This window comes from Streptomyces sp. NPDC059443 (assembly GCF_042750105.1).
Lineage (GTDB): Bacteria > Actinomycetota > Actinomycetes > Streptomycetales > Streptomycetaceae > Streptomyces.
Genome location: NZ_JBHYVM010000012.1, coordinates 68024 through 85100, shown reverse-complemented (window position 1 = coordinate 85100; position 17077 = coordinate 68024). Strand labels below are relative to the sequence as shown.

The 17077-nt window shown below is 72.7% G+C and carries 11 protein-coding genes and 1 pseudogene; 7 read left to right on the top strand and 5 right to left on the bottom strand.

Annotated elements, in window-relative coordinates; genetic code table 11:
* A pseudogene (locus tag ACFXDJ_RS14355) lies at positions 1-545 on the top strand (MFS transporter); the annotation flags it as partial.
* 113 nt (positions 546-658) lie between these two features.
* On the opposite strand, the gene ACFXDJ_RS14350 reads toward ACFXDJ_RS14355, so the two are convergent.
* From ACFXDJ_RS14350 to ACFXDJ_RS14340, 3 genes are all read right to left on the bottom strand, one after another.
* Entirely contained in the window at positions 659-784 is a 126-nt protein-coding gene (locus ACFXDJ_RS14350) for an ALQxL family class IV lanthipeptide (RefSeq protein ID WP_189745961.1), read from the bottom strand.
* 88 nt (positions 785-872) lie between these two features.
* Positions 873-3752, bottom strand: a complete 2880-nt coding sequence (gene lanL, locus ACFXDJ_RS14345) for a class IV lanthionine synthetase LanL (protein ID WP_384653681.1) — start codon at positions 3750-3752, stop codon at positions 873-875.
* A 63-nt stretch (positions 3753-3815) separates the two neighbouring features.
* Entirely contained in the window at positions 3816-4007 is a 192-nt protein-coding gene (locus ACFXDJ_RS14340) for a hypothetical protein (protein ID WP_384653679.1), read from the bottom strand.
* A 210-nt stretch (positions 4008-4217) separates the two neighbouring features.
* Between ACFXDJ_RS14340 and ACFXDJ_RS14335 the strand changes: the two genes are divergently transcribed.
* From ACFXDJ_RS14335 to ACFXDJ_RS14310, 6 genes are all read left to right on the top strand, one after another.
* Positions 4218-5243, top strand: a complete 1026-nt coding sequence (locus ACFXDJ_RS14335) for a hypothetical protein (protein ID WP_384653677.1) — start codon at positions 4218-4220, stop codon at positions 5241-5243.
* Positions 5244-5461: 218 nt separating this feature from the next.
* On the top strand, positions 5462-8167 hold the full coding sequence (locus tag ACFXDJ_RS14330) for an ABC transporter substrate-binding protein (RefSeq protein WP_384653675.1): 2706 nt from the start codon (positions 5462-5464) through the stop codon (positions 8165-8167).
* A 119-nt stretch (positions 8168-8286) separates the two neighbouring features.
* Positions 8287-9084: a VOC family protein gene (locus ACFXDJ_RS14325; RefSeq protein WP_384849142.1), complete on the top strand. Its 798-nt coding sequence runs from the start codon at positions 8287-8289 to the stop codon at positions 9082-9084.
* Between the two features lie 109 nt (positions 9085-9193).
* On the top strand, positions 9194-10462 hold the full coding sequence (locus tag ACFXDJ_RS14320) for a VWA domain-containing protein (RefSeq protein ID WP_384653673.1): 1269 nt from the start codon (positions 9194-9196) through the stop codon (positions 10460-10462).
* Positions 10462-11274: a hypothetical protein gene (locus ACFXDJ_RS14315; RefSeq protein WP_384653671.1), complete on the top strand. Its 813-nt coding sequence runs from the start codon at positions 10462-10464 to the stop codon at positions 11272-11274. Before ACFXDJ_RS14320 ends, ACFXDJ_RS14315 begins: the two co-directional genes overlap by 1 nt.
* 145 nt (positions 11275-11419) lie before the next feature.
* The gene (locus tag ACFXDJ_RS14310; RefSeq protein ID WP_384653669.1) at positions 11420-12196 is read left to right on the top strand and encodes a class I SAM-dependent methyltransferase; all 777 of its coding nucleotides are present in this window, start codon (positions 11420-11422) and stop codon (positions 12194-12196) included.
* A 6-nt stretch (positions 12197-12202) separates the two neighbouring features.
* On the opposite strand, the gene ACFXDJ_RS14305 is transcribed toward ACFXDJ_RS14310, so the two are convergent.
* Positions 12203-15907: an SAV_2336 N-terminal domain-related protein gene (locus tag ACFXDJ_RS14305; RefSeq protein ID WP_384653667.1), complete on the bottom strand. Its 3705-nt coding sequence runs from the start codon at positions 15905-15907 to the stop codon at positions 12203-12205.
* The gene (locus ACFXDJ_RS14300) at positions 15904-17037 is read right to left on the bottom strand and encodes a MoxR family ATPase (protein WP_384653665.1); all 1134 of its coding nucleotides are present in this window, start codon (positions 17035-17037) and stop codon (positions 15904-15906) included. Before ACFXDJ_RS14300 ends, ACFXDJ_RS14305 begins: the two co-directional genes overlap by 4 nt.
* Between the last annotated feature and the right edge of the window lie 40 nt (positions 17038-17077).

The window sequence follows — 17077 nt, the reverse complement described above, 5'->3', positions numbered from 1 at the left end:
GATATTTGTTGTTGTTCGTGCCCCCACTCCGCGCATCCGCGCGATACAACCCCCTCATCCGCTGCCGCCGCCCGGCCGCGGGGGGGCCCCCCGGACTCGACATCTTCGTCTACGGAGTCCTCGTCGCCGTCAACGGCCTGATCGTCATCCTGTGCGAGCTGGTGGTGACCCGGAAGGTGCAGCGGTGGCCGGCCAGGATCGCCACCATCACCGGAGTCCTCGCCGTCGGCGGCGGCCTCGCCGCGTACGCGCTGCCCTGGGGCGTCGCCGGTCTGGTGGCCGCCACGGTGGTGTGGTCGGTCGGCGAGATCATCGGCTCCCCGACCATGACCGCCTACCCCGCGCTGGCCGCGGCGCCCGGGAACCGGAGCCGGTACCTCGGCGCCTCGCAGGCCATGTTCGGGGTGGGCTCCGCCGTGGGACCCGCGGCGGGCGTCGCCGCGTGGACCCTGATGGGCGACGCGGTATGGCTGGCGTGCGGGGCCGTAGCCGCGCTCGCCGCGACCGCCGCCTTCATCGGCATGCCGGCCTCCGCGAAGCCCTAGGTCGTCTCTTTCGGCGTAGACGCGTGTAGGAGGGGACCGGGGCCAAGGCTCCGGTCCCCTCCCAGGGGCGGCGCAAGGGATCGCCGCCGGTTCAGCAAGCGATCAGCGGGCGATCAGCAGCCGCTGGTGTGCCAGCGGCAGGCCGTGATCAGCGCGGCGGCGTGCTCCTCGCCGCGGGCGTCCTCGGTACGGACGTCCTCGGGCAGGACCTGGAGGGCATCGATGTCGAACTCCGCCATGGCGGTCTCCTTCTGTGCGGATGGAACTGCGGATGGGACGCCGGACCCCGATGGGCCCGGCAGCCGGTGGCCGACGGCCACCGGACACTCAGGGGTGGGCGGGTTCGCCCTCGGGCAGCCAGGCGCGCGGGCCGCCGTAGCGCAGGCGCAGCAGCAACGAGAGGCTCCCGGCCAGACCGGTGGCGTACTCGGCCAGCACCGTCCTGCGGTTCTCGTCGGGCACCAGCAGCCGGCCGTCGCGCAGCACCGCCTGGGCCGCCATGTGCTCGACCAGCAGCACGGCTCCGGCGCGGTGGCGCGCGTCGCCCGTCAGTTCCGCGGCGTCGAGCAGGAACTCGGCGTTGCCCGCGAGCCCATGGCAGGTGGCGGCCGTATCGGTGACCCTGCCCGCCCGGACGGCGGCGGCCGCGCCCTCCACCAGGTCGGCCAGGCCCTCGTCGCGGGTGCCGGCGGCCGTCTGGAGGCGGACCAGGAAGGTGCCCACGCCGGAGGAGCCGCTGCACCAGTGCCTGGCCAGGTCCGGGGAGTCCGACAGGTGCCGGGCCCTGTCCACCGGCCACAACGTGCCCGCCGGTCCTCGGCGGGCGGCCCCGGCGAGGGTGGCGCCCGCCGCCACGGCCGCGGCGCGCAGCCGCTCGTCGCCCGTCGCCTCCCAGGCGAGGAGCAGGAAGGTACCGACGCCGGCCACCCCGTGCGCGAACCCGTAGTGCCAGGCGCCCGCGAGACCGGAGTCGAAGTCCTCGGGCACCGGCCAGAAGATGCCCTCGGGCGTGCGCCGGGCCGCTGACAGCAGCCCTTCGGCTACCTGCGCGGCACGGTCGAGGAAGCGCGGGTCCCCCGTGGTGCGCCAGAAGTGGAGCTGGGTCAGGCCGGCGCCGGCCGCGCCGTGACAGACGTCGGGGTTGGGCCACTCCAGGGGCAGCGCCAGGGCGAGTGCGACGGCGCGTTCGGTGAGCGCCGCGTCCTCCAGCGCCCGGCCGGCGTCGAGCAGGGCCCAGGCCGTGCCCGAACGGCCGAAGTGGAGTCCGGGCAGGTTGCCGGGCAGCGCCTCCTGCCGGTCCGCCGTCCAGAGCGCGGCCGTACGCAGCCCCGTGCGCAGGGCCTCCCGGGTGACGGGCGGTCCGTACGGGGAGTCGCGGAAGGTTCCGGACCCGGAGCCGGCCCCGGAGCCGGAGCCGGCCGCGAGGTCGTCCGCGTGACGCAGGGCCCGGGCGAGCACGCTCACTCCGCCCGCCGAGCCGTGCTGGAGGGCCACCGGGTCGCAGGTCTCGCCGAAGGAGTCGGAGGCCCAGAGCCGGTCGGGATCCGCCGGGCGCATGGTGGCCAGCAGGTGGGCGATGCCGTCGTGCAGCAGGCGTGCGCACACCTCCGCAGGGTCCGTGGACCCCGCAGACACCGTAGGCCCCGCAGGCCCCGCAGGCCCCGTAGCGCCGGTGAGGGCCGCCCTGGCCCGCTCCAGGGTCCAGCGGTCCGCGGGCGCGTCCCGCATCAGACCCCGGACCAGCGGCCCGAACCGTCGTACGAGTGGCTGGTCGCGGGCCAGCAGCTCCAGGAGCCCGGCCAGCCGCTCCTCGTCCGGGCGGGCCGCGGCCGCGGGCCGGTCCGCCGCGAAGAGCGGATCGGCGCCGGTCAGCAGGTGCAGGACGGTGGCGCCCAGGGCGTAGAGGTCCACGCCGGGCCCGAACGCGGGTGCCACCGGGTCGGCGGCGCGCAGTTCGGGGGCGGTGTAGCCGGGGGTGGCGCCGAGCACCCACCGTTCGCCCTCGGCGGCGGCCATCTCCAGGTCGATCAGCAGGAGTTGCCCGTCGGGGGTGACCATGACGTTGTTGGGGTTGAAGTCGTGCAGGGTGACGCCGAGTTCGTGGGCGGCTCCGACCAGTTCGAGCAGCTGCCGGACCTGGGATTCGGCGGTCCGCCCGTCAGGACAGGCGGTGCCCTCCCGGATCAGCCGCTCGGCCACCGTCCGCCGCAGGGTCGCCCCCGGCACCGACTCGGCGACCAGGAAGGCGCTGCCCTGCTGCTCGAACACCTCGACGAGCCGGGGAACCCGGTCGGGGAACTCCTTGCCGAAGCGCTCCAGCAGGGCCGCCTCCCGGCGCAGCAGGTCCCGTACGTCCAGCCCTTCGAGGCCCGCGCCCACATGAGGACGGGCTTGTTTGACGACCACCCGGTCGCCGGTGACGGTGTCCTCCGCCCGGAAGACGCCCCCCTTGTTGGAGTGCTGGATCGCCCCGCGCACGAGGTAACGCCCGTGCAGCAGCACGGGCTTCGCGGTGGCCGTGCTGCGGGCCGGAGCGACCGGGCGGCCCGGGAACGGGTCGCCCGCCCAGGACGGCGGGCTGTACCAGGCGTTGCGCTCGTCGGGTACCGGCCGGCCCTCGGGGTCGGTCAGGCGGGCGGCGAAGGCGCCGTCGGCCGTGAGCTCGGGGGTGGCCGCGAACACCCCGTAGCGGTAGTAGACCTGACTGTCCGGCAGGTAGCGCCGGTCGGAGAGCACCGCGGGGCCCGGCAGCCCCACCGTGGCGAGGTGCAACTCCTCGGCGAGCAGCCGGAATTGCGCGTCGTCGGCCGGGTAGACCGTGATGAACTTGCCGCCCCCGCCCCGGGCGAAGCGCCCCGAGACCAGGGCGGCGACCCGCGCCGGGCTCGCCGCGAATTTGAACGGCGCCCGGTGGGCGATCAGCACCTGTGCGGCCCGGGCCAGCGCGAGCGGGGCCGAGAGCGGGGTGGCCGAGACGTGGAGCTTCCACCCCTGGGTACGGGGTACGGCGCCCCCCGGACGGACGTGACACCAGAACTCGCCAGCCTCCACGGCCCAGTTCACCGTGGCACCGGCCGGGCCGGCCCCGTCCCGCGCGAGGGCGGCGCGTACCAGATCGGGCAGCAGCGCCAGATCCGCGGGGCCCTCCGCGCGCGTGCGTGGCGGGCCGGTGAGGGACCGGGACGGAGCCTCGGGCAGTGGTGACACGCTCTACGACCTCGCACTTCGCAACCGATGGGGCGGACGGGAGGGGGCAACGGGCAACGGGCCCTAAAGAGAGGGCCGGATGTAGTCGTCGCCCCAGCTCGTGTCGAGAATGCCCGCGGCGAGGACCGCCGTCGCCCCACCCGGTGCGCCCCGGTGCCCATCGGCCGCCCCCGGCCCAGCCTCCGCCCCGGCGGCGATCGAGCCGCCGACCAGCAGGACCGTGAGGAGGAACAGGCAGGTGAGGGTTCGGGACATGGCACAGCTCCTGGGTGGGGAGATCGCGGTTCGGGCGGCGAGGGCCCGTGTCGGGGCCGCTCGCGCCGTATGTCGGCATATCGGCCTGATGGGGGTGTGACCCGGCCGGATGCTCAAATTTCATACCGGCGTACCCACTTGGTCCACCCCGGCGGGCTGGCAATAGCCTGCATGGCACGGAAGTAGCAGGGCCGCATAGCGGGGGAAATCTTGATAGAACAGACCAATTCCATCGAGCTGCCGCGACTGGACGACCGGGCCGTCGCCGTCTTCGATTACGCGCTGTCGCAGGGCAGCCTCAAGCGGTGGCTGCCCGACGTGTCCGAGGCTCTCGGCCTGACCCCGGAGGAGGCGGAGGGGGCGTGCCGCACTCTGCTGCGGCTCCGGCTGCTGCGTCAGGCGCCCGGCAGTCCCGATGAGTTGATCCCGGTCAGCCCGGACGCCGCCGCGGCGGAGGCGGTCGGCCCGGTGGAGGCCCGGCTCTCACAGGCCGTCGCGCACGCCCAGTCCGTGCGCGAGGACCTGCGCTCCCTGATGCCGCAGTACCGCGCCGCCCGGCGCGCACGCGACCACCGCCAGGGCGTGGACGTGCTGGCGGACCTAGCGGCCGCCTCGGCGATGCTCACCGAGGAGTCGGCCCGCTGCCGGGAGGAGGTGTTCAGCATCCAGCCCGGCGGCGGCCGGGCCCCGCACCGCCTCGGGGACGCCATCGAAAGGGACCTCGCGATGCTGCGCCGCGGGGTGCGGATGCGCACCCTCTACCAGCACTCGGCACGCGCCAGCCTCTCCACCCAGGGGTACGTGGAGACCCTCACGGAGGCCGGCGCCGAGTACCGCACCGCCGCCGAACTGCCGGACCGGGCCGTGGTGTTCGACCGCTCGGTGGCCTTCCTGCCCCGGCGGGCCGACGGCGGCCCGGGCGAAGGGGCCGTACTGGTCCGGGACCCGGACGTGGTGGCGTACCTGTGCCGGGTCTTCGACCAGCAGTGGTCCGGCGCGACCCCGTTCCACCGCACGAGCGAGGCCGCGTACAAGGAGGTCGGCCCGAGCCTGCGCCGGGCACTGGTCGGGCTGCTGGCCGAGGGCGCCAAGGACGAGGTGATCGCCCGGCGGATGGGCATGTCCCTGCGCACCTGCCGCCGCCACATCGCCGACCTGCTGGAGGAACTCGGGGCCGAGAGCCGCTTCCAGGGTGGCGCCCTCGCCGAACGCGCCGGACTCACCACGGCGGAGTAGCCGCGGCCCCGCCCCTCCCGTACCCCGGGCAACCCGTGCGTTTCCCGGTGGCGCGGCGGCCTGTCCCGCTAACGTGGCGTAACTCACTGCCGTCGGGGGGCAGGTGGTCGGTAGCGACCGCCGGGGCGTGGTGTCACCTGGCCGAGCCCTGCCGTGCGGCGGTGTATCCGGAGGACGCAGGCTTCGCCCCCTGCCTCCCTGATGCGCAGAGGAGCAGCGTGCAACGGCCGCTTCCCCAGGGGATCGAATACCTCATCGAGCAGTTCGACACGTTCGCGCGGGATCGGCGCGCGAGCCGTCGGTTACCCGTGATGCTGCTGAAACGGGATCCCGCCCCGCCCGGGGCCACCCGGGCATCCACCGGGCGCACGGTCGTGCTGGGCTACAAGAAGCGACTGTGCGAGCTGGACCCCGGCCCTGTGGTCGACCTCCTCCCGCACGCTCTGATCGAGGACGACACCCCGTCCCCGCGGGACACCGAGCCCGGCGGGACACCCGGCGGCGCGACCGATCGGCACGTCGCCCTGCTGGACGCCATCGTCAAGCAGCTGGAGACCTCGATGCCCCCCGGTGCCGGTGAACTCCGGCTGCCACGGTTCCACACCTGCCGCGCCGCCCTCGACATATCCGTCGGTGCCGGGACCGAGGCAGCCAATCGACGCCGGCTGCGCGACGAGCTCTACGCACAGCTCCTGCTCCGGCGCCCGCTCCTGGGCACACTGGCGCGACTGGCCGGTGCCACCGGGGGCAACTTCCTGGTCGACATCTGGCTCACCCTCTTCCAGCTCCTGGTCGTCGGGCTGCCCCGCCGCGTCTACGGCCTGTGGCTCAGCAGACGCCGCACCCTGCGCTGGGTCGGCTCAGGGCGTCCCAAGGGCGCAAACTTCCTCCGCATGGCGCTGACCATCACCCCGTTCGGCACCGCCCGGGACAACCATGCCCTGGTCCAGCGCATGCTGCTCATGGCCCTGCTGAACGACCTGTCCAAAGCGGCCGCGCCGTCCCGGTTCTGGATCTACCGGGCTCGCCGGCGCTGGCCCTTCGTCCTGCTCCTCCCCGAGGTCGGCGGGGAGGGCACGCCCGTGCGCCAGCTGCTCGACACGTACGCGGACATCGCCCGGACCGAGCCGCCCGCACCCCTGATGGTCCTCGGAGGCCTGACGGGCGAGCCGCCCTCGTACGCGCAGACCCTGGCCGCCGACCCCCGCAGGGTGACCGCTCTCGCCGAACGGGTGCAGAGCCTGTACACCCGTGGCTCCTCATCGGCCGTGTACGTCGTCCCGCTGTCCGCGAGCGACGACGACGGGCCGGCCGACCACTGGCTGCTGACCAATCCGAGTGTCACCGTACGGACGAGTGGCAAGGCGGACTACGTGCGGGCCGTGGCGACCCCGGTCCTGGCGCTCTCCCTCGTCGCCGGCGGCGTGTACTTCTTCGGCGCCGGCAACACCGGACCGGCGCCGTCGTGCCACAAGGTGAGCACGGGAGAGGTCGTCGGTGTCACCGACGGGCGGGAATGTCCTCTGGGCGTCAAGGGCCGGGACGACGACCTGCTCGCTCTGGAGGCGCTCGCGGCGCAGCAGAACGACGATGCGCTCAAGAGCGGGCGCCCGTACCGGACGGTGGTGTTCTTCGCCCCGCTCACGGGCGAGCCCGGCGACAGCACCCCGGTCAGCGTCCAGAGCCTGCGCGGCGCGCTCGCGGCCCAGAACCAGGTCAACGGCCGGGTGGGCCATGTCGTCCAGATACGTCTGCTGATCGCCAACCCGGGAAAGTACTTCGCGTACGGATCCCAGAACGCCCAGGGGCCCGACGTCGCGAAGGAGATCGTGGACCGCAAGGACCGGGACAAGATCGCTGCCGTGGTGGGCATCAACCAGAGCCGCCCGGCCTCGTTCGCCGCGGTGGAGGAGCTCTCCGAGGCGAGCATTCCGGTGATCGGCAGTTCCGTGTCGGGCAGCAGGATGGTGGACGCGCGGTCCCCCGCCTACTACTTCCAGGTGTCCCCCGCGAACGACCGCATCGCCGAGGTGATGGCCGAGTTCGCCGGGTACTCCGAGCAGATCGGCGACCTGACGACGGTCAAGGACGGCGGCCGGACGGCCGTGGTGGTCTACGACCCCGACGACGAGTTCTTCAGCTCCGACCTCCAGGCCAAGTTCTCCGAGCACTACAAGGGGGGCAAGGTGGTCACCGTCCCCTACCACGAGAAGCGCAACGGACAGATCGTCTCGGACGTGGCGCGGAACATCTGCGACGAGGTCCGGGACTCGGGGGGATTCATCCTGTACGCGGGCCGCTCCGGCGAGATGCCGGAACTCTTCGACGCACTCCAGGGCAGCGCGGACTGCCGGAAGGCGGACGGGAAGCAGGTCGCGGTCCTCTCCGAGACCATGGACGCGAAGTACATCGAGGACCCCGCGGACATGCTCAAGAGCCACTCCATGCTGAGGCCGTTCTACGTGATGCCCAACAACTCCAACGGCACGGCGAGCCCGGGCAGTCCGTACTCCGAATTCACCTCCCGCTTCCGGGACGTGTTCAAGGACAGCGCGATGCCGGAGGCGAACGCGGCCGGGGCCTACGACGCGCTCCGGGTGGCGTCCGAGGTGATCAACCAGGTGTACGCGCAGTACAAGACGCCGCAGAACAGCAGCGCGCCGTTCCAGCCGACGGACGTGTACGCGCGGCTCTCGAACCCGGGCGTCAAGGACTTTCCCGGAGCCTCGGGCCTCCTGTCGCTGGACAGCCGCCACAAGTACCCGCCGAACAAGGCGGTCTACGTGCTGGAGTCGCACATGGACAAGACCGTGACGACCTGGATGGCGTGCGGCCTGCTGCCCGAGCAGCCGCCGGGCCTGGACAACCCCGCGGCCTGGGGCCGCCCCGGCTACAAACGCCCCTGCCCCTCGGCCGTCTCCTAAGGCGGCCGGGGCGCCGGCCGACGTCTCCGCTTTCACCCGTGTGGCCCGATTCGCGGCGTACGGGCCGGGTAGGGGATGACCCGTCCTTCCCCACCAATCCGGAGGCACCCGTGCCCGACATGAACGGCCCCTACAAGCCCGGTACCCCCTGCTGGATCGATCTGATGGTCCCCGACCAGCAGGCCGCGCTCGACTTCTACTGCGACCTGTTCGGCTGGCAGGGCGAGATCGGTCCGGCGGAGACCGGCGGGTACTCGGTCTGCACGCTCAAGGGCAAGCCGGTCGCCGGGATCATGAAGGCGATGAACCCCGACGGGACGGTGCCCGACCCGATGCCGCCGACCGTGTGGACCACGTACCTGGCCACGGACGGGATCGACGCCACCCTCAAGTCGGTCACCGACGCCGGCGGCAGCATCATGATGGGCCCGATGGACGTCATGGAGATCGGGCGGATGGCCGTCATCACCGACCCGACCGGCGCCGTCGTCGGCCTCTGGCAGCCCGGTACCTTCGACGGGGCGGGCATCGTCAACGAGCACGGGGCGCTGATCTGGAACGAGCTGCAGACCGGTGACACCGACGCCGCCGCCGCGTTCTACTCGGCCGTGCTGCCGATCAGCCCGGCCCCGTCGGAGATGCCGGGCGCCGGGAGTTACACGGAGTTCAAGGTCGGCGGTCGCGCGGTCGCCGGGATGATGGACCTCTCGAACCTCCCGGACGGGGTTCCGCCGCACTGGCTGCCGTACTTCAGCGCCGACGACGTCGACAGCGTCCAGGCGGCGGCGGTCCGGGCCGGTGCCAACGTCATGGCCCCGGCCTTCGACATGGCGGCCGGCCGGATGGCCGTCCTCTCGGACCCGCAGGGCGGCGTCTTCGCGGTGATCACGGCATCCGTACCGGAGCAGTCGGCCTAGTAACCGTCGGTCGGCCGCCTCCGCGACCTCCTCGTGGAGACCGTGGGGGCGGCCGTCGACAAGGGGGCCGCGGTTTGGCGGGTGGGGGGAATCTCAATACGATCCGGCGATGATCACTAGAAAATGGGTGGCGGCCGGCGCGTGCGGCCTGCTGGTCACCCTGGCCGCCGGGTTGTTCCCGGCAAGTGCCGTCGCCGGCGAGCCGGTGGCGAAAGAACCGCCCAAGGTCGAGTTGGTGCTGGACGTCAGCGGCTCGATGCGGGCACAGGACATAGACGGGCAGTCCCGGATGTCCGCCGCGAAGCAGGCGTTCAACGAGGTACTGGACGCCGTGCCCGATGAAGTGCGGCTCGGGATAAGGACCCTTGGCGCCACCTACCCCGGCGACGACAAGAACCTCGGCTGCAAGGACACCAAGCAGCTCTATCCGGTCGGGCCGTTGAACCGGACCGAGGCCAAGACGGCCGTGGCCACGCTCGCTCCCACCGGCTGGACCCCGATCGGGCCGGCCCTGCTCGGGGCCGCCGATGACCTCAAGGGCGGCGACGCCACCCGGCGGATCGTGCTCATCACCGACGGCGAGGACACCTGCGCACCGCTCGACCCGTGCGAGGTGGCGCGGGACATCGCCGCCAAGGGGATCCACCTGGTCATCGACACCCTCGGGCTCGTGCCCGACGCGAAGACCCGTAACCAGCTGATCTGTATCGCCGAGGCCACCGGCGGTACGTACACCTCGGTGCAGCACACCGCCGAACTGTCGGGCAGAGTACGGCAGTTGGTTGACCGGGCGGCCACCCCGGTGGTCAATCCGGTGGCCACCGAGGGCGCCAAGGAGTGCCAGGGCGCACCGGAGCTGAAGCCGGGCCTCTACAGCGACCGCGAGAGCTTCGGGGAGCACCGCTGGTACCGGGTGGGCGTCAAGCCCGGCCAGGAGCTGCGGGCTTCGGTGAGCATCGGGGCCGACCGCGCGGTCAACAACGACTACGGGGTCCTGCTGCGCGCGACCACGCGGAGCGGGCGGGAGATCGTACGCGGCCAGGAGGCGGGTGACGGGCGGACCGACCTGATCTCCTCCGGGCTGCGCTATCCCAAGCGGGCGAGCGGGGACGAAGCCGAACAGCAGCAGACGGAGACCGTGTGTCTGCAGGTCAGCAACTCCTTCTCGGCCCCGGCCTCGGTCAAGACCACCCCGGGCATGCCCGTGGAGCTGACCATCGACGTGGTGGACGGCCCTGACGAGGCGAGCGACGTGGCCGCGTTCGGCCTCGGGCGCGGCTGGTGGCTGCTCGGCGTGCTCGTGCTCACCGGCTTCCTGGCCGGTCTGGTGTGGGGCTGGGTCTCCCGCTGGCGCATCGCGGTCTGGAGGACCAACTGATGAGTGACACCACCCGGTACGCCCGGAACACGCGCATCACTCGAACCGTTCGACGCGCGGCGACCGTCGGACTGCTGGTCGGGGGCGGGCTGCTCGGCGTGGCGGCCTCGCCTTCGCCCTCGGCGAGCCCGAGCGGGGACCCGAAGGCGCCGACCGAGGCCGGCACGGCCTTCCGTACCGCCACACCGGTCCGGCTGGGCCAGGACGCCACGGCCGAAGCCTCCACCGGCGACTACCTCTACTGGGTCCTCCCCCTGGACGCCGGACAACGCCCCACCGTCCGGGCTTCGGTCACGCTGCCCGCCGCGGCCGGCCGGCACGCTTCCTCCACGTGGCAGCTCGACGTCTACGACGGTCTGCGCCGCCGCCAGCCCTGCATGTACGGCACGCAGACCGGCACGGCCGCCAAGGACGCCGCCACCGTCGAGCTCTCCTGCACCCTGCGCCCGGTCCACTCGGGCGCCGACCAGTGGGCCAACGACGCGCTGCCGGGGGCCTATTACGTCCGGCTCACGGTCACCGACCTCGCACCGGAGGACCTCGGCCAGCCGGTACGGGCACGCCTGCGGGCCGAGGCGAAGGACGTCGGCGGCGCCTACGCGGCCGACAACGCCCTGGCCAAGCCGCTCACCCCCGACTCCGGTACGGCCTCCGGCATAGAGCCCGACGGCGGCTGGTCCGGCGGCTGGTGGTCCGACCGCTGGCTCTGGACGGCGGCCGGCGGACTGCTCGCCGCGCTCGCCGGTATCGGGGGCTACCGCCTGACCCGGGGCGCGGGCCGACCCGGGCGACGGATACCGCCCACCGCCTGAGCCCGACCGCCCGAGTCCTGCGACCCCGGGTGCCGGGCTGACCAGCCCCGCACCCGGGAATCCGTGCAGACACCAGGCTTCGGAACCGTTGCCTCCCCTGGGCGACGCCGAGATGATGCGCCCCGGAGCACACTTGGGGGATCTCATGAACGACGGCGAAGCCCGGGGCGACCAGTACGACGACGAATCGGAGGACTACGTCGGCTACTGGCAGGGGCGCGACTACGAACACGCGGCGGAGATAGCCGCGGTCAAGCGGCTGATCGGACAGGGCGGCGTCCGGTACGGACTGGTCTGCGAAGTGGGCGGCGGATTCGGGAGGTTGAGCCCGGTCCTCAAGGAGTACGCCGACCGGGTCATGATGTTCGACCCCAGCGCGAAGCACGTCGGCATCGCACAGCGGCTCCTCGTCGACCAACCCGGCGTCACGGCCCACCTCATGCGCCCCGGGAAGATCCCGCTGGAAGACGGAGAGGCCGATCTCGTCTCCATGATCCGGGTCATGCACCACTTGCCCGACCCCGGCCCGACCCTGCGCGAGATAGCCCGCGTACTGAAGCCCGGCAGCCTCGCCCTGATCGAAGTGGCCAACTCCGCGCACATGCTGAACAAGTTGCGCTATGCCAAGCGGCTGCGCACGGTACCGCGCCAGCCCGTGGACATCCGCTCCGCCGAGAAGGTGGCCGAGGGCAGCATTCCCTTCGTCAACCACCATCCGGACACCGTGGTGGGGCAGTTCGCGGACGCCGGACTGCGCGTCGAGGAGAAGCTGTCCGTGTCGAACATGCGCAGCGGCCGGCTCAAGCAGAGCGTGGGCGAGGAGCGGCTGCTGGCCGTCGAGCAGCGCATCCAGAGCCCGTTGGCCGCCCTCAACTTCGGACCGAGTCTGTTCTTCCTGCTGCGCCGCAGCGCCCGCGCGTAGGGCCGCCTACCCGGAGGACGTGTTCCCGGGCGGGGTACTGAACGTGGCGGTGCCCCGCTCCGGCAACAGACTCAGCCAGCTGGGCGGGAGTTCGGACCGGTCGGCGAAGGACACGTCCCTGAACTCCGCGACCTCCGCGAAATCGGTCCGCTCGAAGGTGACCCCGGCGGCGAAGACCGTGCTCGTGAACAGCGCCGACGCGGCGAAGGTGGCCCGGTGGAAGGAGGTGCGGCCCTCGAAGCGGACCCCGTCGAACAGCATCTCGTCTCCCCAGAGGGTGAACTCGAAGGAAGCGGGTCCCAAGAAGGCGGTCCGCTCCCAGGCGGCCCGCTCGTGGAACAACGTGTGGGCGAAGTCGCTCTCTCCCCGGACCCTCATCCGGCTCATGAGCGCCTCCCCCCACAAGTCGGCCCAGGCAATGTCGAGTCCGCGGGTGAACAGCGTGTCCGTGAACCCCGCACTGCCGCCGAAGTCCGCCCTGCCGAACCGTGCTTCGCGGTCGAACGTGCTCCCGTCGAAGGCGCCGCCGCGCCGGAAGAGGGTCCGCCCGAAGGAGACCGGCCCCCTGAAACGGGAGGTTTCGAAGCTCGCCCGCCCGTCGAAGACGGCCCGGTCGAAGGAGGCGCGGCCCTCGAACTCGGCGCCGGCCGTGTTCCAGTCGTCGACGAAGTGCGCGCGGTCGAAGGCCGCGGCGCCCATCCGGACGTGCCCCGTCAGCGGGTCCCGCAGGTTGCGCAGCACGCGTTCGAGCAGGCCGTCGGCGAAAGTGGTGCCCCGTAGGTCCACCAGGGATCCGTATCGCAACCCCTCCAGATATGCGGACTGTTCGGACGCCGAAGCGTGGGCCAGGCACCACCGGCGGCCCGGCAGCCGTATGCCGACGCAACCCGCCAGGTCCGCCGCGCGGCCCTGGTACCCGCACCGCGGCCAGTCGACGGCCGGATCGTCGATCCTCAGCTCGGCGTCGGCCAGCGCCCGCGCCAGCCCGGCGGGTCCGTCGGAGCAGATCCAGCCCCGCCCGCTGACCTCCGGGTCCAGGTCCGCGTCCGCGTCCGGATCCAGCCGCTCGCCCCTGAGGTGTTCCATCCCGCTGACGGCGCGCAGGGACTCGCCCTGCACCAGGATGATGGACCAGATCGCGCCCGTCCGCCTCAGCCGCTCCGTGACCGTCCGGTGGTAGACCAGACGCAGCGCTTCGGCCACCGCCCGCCGGGACGCCGCGTGTCCGTCGACCGTGCGCCCCCCTCTGGTGAGGACCACCGCCAGGGAGACGCCCCATTCGCCGAAGCTCTCGCGCAGCCGCGACAGCGCCCCCGGCAACTCGGCCAGCAGCCGTCCCGTCTTCCCCAGCGCGCCGGGCCCCGTCACCGTGACGAGTTGTACGGCACGGCTGTCCGGGCCGCCTTCCAGGACGCCGATCGTCCCGGTCACTCCGCTCTCCGCCTGCGCCCGCAGGACCAACTCGGCGAGCTCGGAGTGCAGCGGCAGCCCGACCTGCCGCGTCGCCACCTCGGCCCGTACCGCCAGGCAGATTTCGGAGTCCTCTTCCAGCATCCTCGCGTAGGCCGTCACCACCTCGCGGAATCCCGGCTGTTCGAGCAGGGCCTGCCCGGACAGGAACACCATCCGGTCCGGCAGGACGGTGTGCACGATGCCCGCCAGCTGCCCGCCAAGGGAGACCGGGCCACCCAAGTACTGGTTCCAGGCGCCTGGTTCGTCGGAGAGCCGGACGAGCTCCCCGTTGCGTTCGCCCTCGTACGGCAGGACCTCGCCGGCCAGCGCGACCGGTTGACCCTCGTCGGTGGAACCGTTCACGACGAGGCGGTTCCCCGGGGAGGCGGACCCGTCCATCCAGGCCGGCGCCGTCCAGTCCGCCGGGTCCACGAGATCCGTCTCGGAGAGCAACAGGAGCACCTGGGGCGATGCTTCGTCCCCCCAGACGCTGTCGCAGAGGAACTCCAGTGCCTCCGTGCGCACCCAGGCGACGGCGTTCCCGCGCACGTGCGATTCCGCCACCGTCAGGATCAGCCGGGGCGACAGCAGTACCCCCACCGCCTGCGGTTCGCTCATCGGCTCGAACCGCACGCGCACCACGCGGTCGGCCAGTCCGGGATCGGGGCCGGCCGCGGTGGCGAACGACAGTGCTTCGTCCGGCACTTCGAGCCGGCCTCGAACCCCGTCGGTGAGGCGGATCGCCGTGAAGGAGCGTGCCGGGGTGCCGTCGCCCTGTTTGGCCATGTACTCCCCGACCCGGCGCCGGACCAGTTCCCGTACGTCGGCCACCTCCCCGCGCAGCTGCGATCCGAGCAGGGCTTCCCGTACCCCCGGCAGAAACTCGAACTCAACCTGGTCCGCGTCCTGTTGGCCGTCCCAAGGTGCGAACAGCCCGCCCAGGGCCACCTCCGCGAGATGGCCGTGCTCGGAGTCCCGCAGCAGGGAGCGCCGTACGAGGGTCATCACGGGCAGGGTGAGCGGCACGGCGGCCAGGTGCGCGGCGAGGCGCTGGGCGGTCGGGGAGGCGTTCGCGCGGAAGCGTTCGACCACGTCCAGCGGGTCCTGGACCTGGCCTTGCGGTTCGGGGGACTCGTACGCCGCCTCGCGCGCCGGCTCCGCGTCCAGGAGCAGGCAGGCCAGCCGGCGCCAGCGGCCGTCGCCCGACACCACGCGCAGCAGCCGGGCCAGACTGTCCGAGGCGAGGCCGACCACCGGGACCACCGCTCCGCCCCCGCGGGCCCGGCGGACCATGCGCACCCTCTGCCAGGAGCGGGTGGCGGCCGCCGGCCGGTCCGCGCGGACGGCGAAGGGGACCGGGCGGACGGCCCCGCGCGTCCAGAGCCGTTCGGGCAGGACGTTCAGTACGGCCACGGCGTTGTGCGCGGACCACTGCCGGAGCACGCCGCGCAGGGGGGCTTCACGCCAGCCGCCGGCCACCGTGTCGGAGAGGACGACGATCAGCCGGCGCCCCGCCGGGTCGGCCAGTTCCATGGGGTTGCGGGGCGCGGCGGCGCGGCCGCCGCCGAGCGTGACCATGGGGGTGCCACCGGGTCCGGTTCCCGCGAGCTGCCAGGTCCGTACGTCGCGGAAGACGCCGCTGCGGGTGAGGACCCCGCGCACCTCCTCGACCAGGTCGGACCAGAGCAACATCGAATGGTGCGCGTCGACGACCAGGGCCACGTCCAGCCAGCGGATCTCGGCGGGGCGCATGACCGGGGTGAGGACCATGCGCTCGATGCTTCGTTCCACGGTGAGCTGCTCGTCCAGCTCTTCGCCCGGACCGCCGATGTTGCGGCGGCCGACGGGGCGCAGGGAACGCATCAGGGCGAGCGGGTCGTCGAGGGAGGCGGCGCGCGGCAGCCGCGACGGCGTACCGCGGCGGCGGGGCGGTGCGGGGGCATCGGCCGCGGCCTTGTCGTCCGGGTGGACGGGATCGGCACGATCGGAAGGGCTGGGCGCGGACGCGGGGAAGAGCCGGACCACGGACCCCCTGGCCGTGCGGTCGGTGACCGGTAACTCCGGTGCGGAGTCGGTTGGTTCGGTCCCGATGGGCGGCTCGGTTGCCGCCGATGGCCCGGCGGCCGGCGGCCGGGCCGGCGCCGCGTCCACCCGGGCCGCCAGCCACAGGATGTCGGCGATCTCCTCCGCTCCCACTCCGGGGCGCGGGCCCCCGCCCCCGGCGCCTTCGGTGAAGGCGGCGAGGAGCTTCTCGATCACGCGGAGGGCCCGGTGAGGTGGTGCATGACGGTACCGAGGAAGCGGTCGCGGTCGCGGGGGTCGGACCAGGCACCGGCCAGGCGGAGTTGGATGGCGTTGAGGAGCTGGTCGGTGGCGAGGTCGCCGTCGTCGGCCCGGTCGAGGAAGCTCAGGACGAGCTCGCGGTACTCGTCGTGCTGCTCGATGTCCACGCCGAGCCGGCCGCGCACGATGCGGGCGAGCTTCTCGATCCCGGGCGGCTCTAGGTGGAGGCGGACACAGCGGCGCAGGAAGGCGGGCGGGAAATCGCGTTCACCGTTACTGGTGAGGACGACGATGGGGAAGTACCGGCATTGGACGCGGCCTTGGGTGATCCGGACGGCGGTGCCGGTGTCGGTGTCGTCGTCGGTGCCGATGGCGACGGTGGGGTCCTCCTTCGCGAGCCGGGCGAGTTCGGGGATGACGAAACCGCCGTCCTCGAAGATGGTGAGCAGGTCGCCGGGGAGGTCGATGTCACTCTTGTCGATTTCGTCGACGAGCAGGACGCGCGGCCGGTCCTGGGGCAGGAGGGCCGTGCCGAGGGGCCCGAGGCGCAGGTAGCGGGCGATGGACGACCCGGCGGCGGCCGGAACCGGGCCGCCCGGGTCCTGGGATTCAGCAGGGTTCCCCGGAGCGCCGTTCTCCGGAGAGCCGTTCCCCGCGGCGGCGGCGCCCGGCGTGCGCAGCTGCTCCAGGCCCGCCTCTTGCAGGCGGCCGATGGCGTCGTACAGGTACAGCCCGTCGCGCAGGACGGTCCGGCTGGTGATCGGCCAGTGGAGGACGGGACCCAGGTCCAGATCGGCGGCGATGCTGTAGGCGAGCGTGGACTTGCCCACGCCGGGCTTTCCTGTGATGAGGAGCGGCCTGCGCAGGTGCAGGGCCGTGTTGACCACGTCCTTCTCCTGCTCCTCCGGTACGTAGCCCGCGCCCCGCCGCCAGGTGCGCTCCCAGGCCGGACCCCCGCGGCCGGGGGGCGTGTACCCCCGGTCCGGTGTGCCGGTGAAATCGCGCCAGGGCGGTGGCGGTCCGGCCTCCAGCCTGGTCCGGCGCTCGGCGGCCTCGCCGGTCCCGTGGTACAGCCACCAGTCCTTCACCACTGCCTCTGCCTCCATCGTCGGATCTCGCGGTCGGTCGTCGGGATTGCTGTCGGGT

Coding starts and splice junctions, on each gene's coding strand:
- ACFXDJ_RS14350 (WP_189745961.1), bottom strand. CDS start 784: ATGGCGGAGTTCGACATCGATGCCCTCCAGGTCCTGCCCGAGGACGTC.
- ACFXDJ_RS14340 (WP_384653679.1), bottom strand. CDS start 4,007: ATGTCCCGAACCCTCACCTGCCTGTTCCTCCTCACGGTCCTGCTGGTC.
- ACFXDJ_RS14325 (WP_384849142.1), top strand. CDS start 8,287: ATGAACGGCCCCTACAAGCCCGGTACCCCCTGCTGGATCGATCTGATG.
- ACFXDJ_RS14320 (WP_384653673.1), top strand. CDS start 9,194: ATGATCACTAGAAAATGGGTGGCGGCCGGCGCGTGCGGCCTGCTGGTC.
- ACFXDJ_RS14315 (WP_384653671.1), top strand. CDS start 10,462: ATGAGTGACACCACCCGGTACGCCCGGAACACGCGCATCACTCGAACC.
- ACFXDJ_RS14310 (WP_384653669.1), top strand. CDS start 11,420: ATGAACGACGGCGAAGCCCGGGGCGACCAGTACGACGACGAATCGGAG.
- ACFXDJ_RS14300 (WP_384653665.1), bottom strand. CDS start 17,037: ATGGAGGCAGAGGCAGTGGTGAAGGACTGGTGGCTGTACCACGGGACC.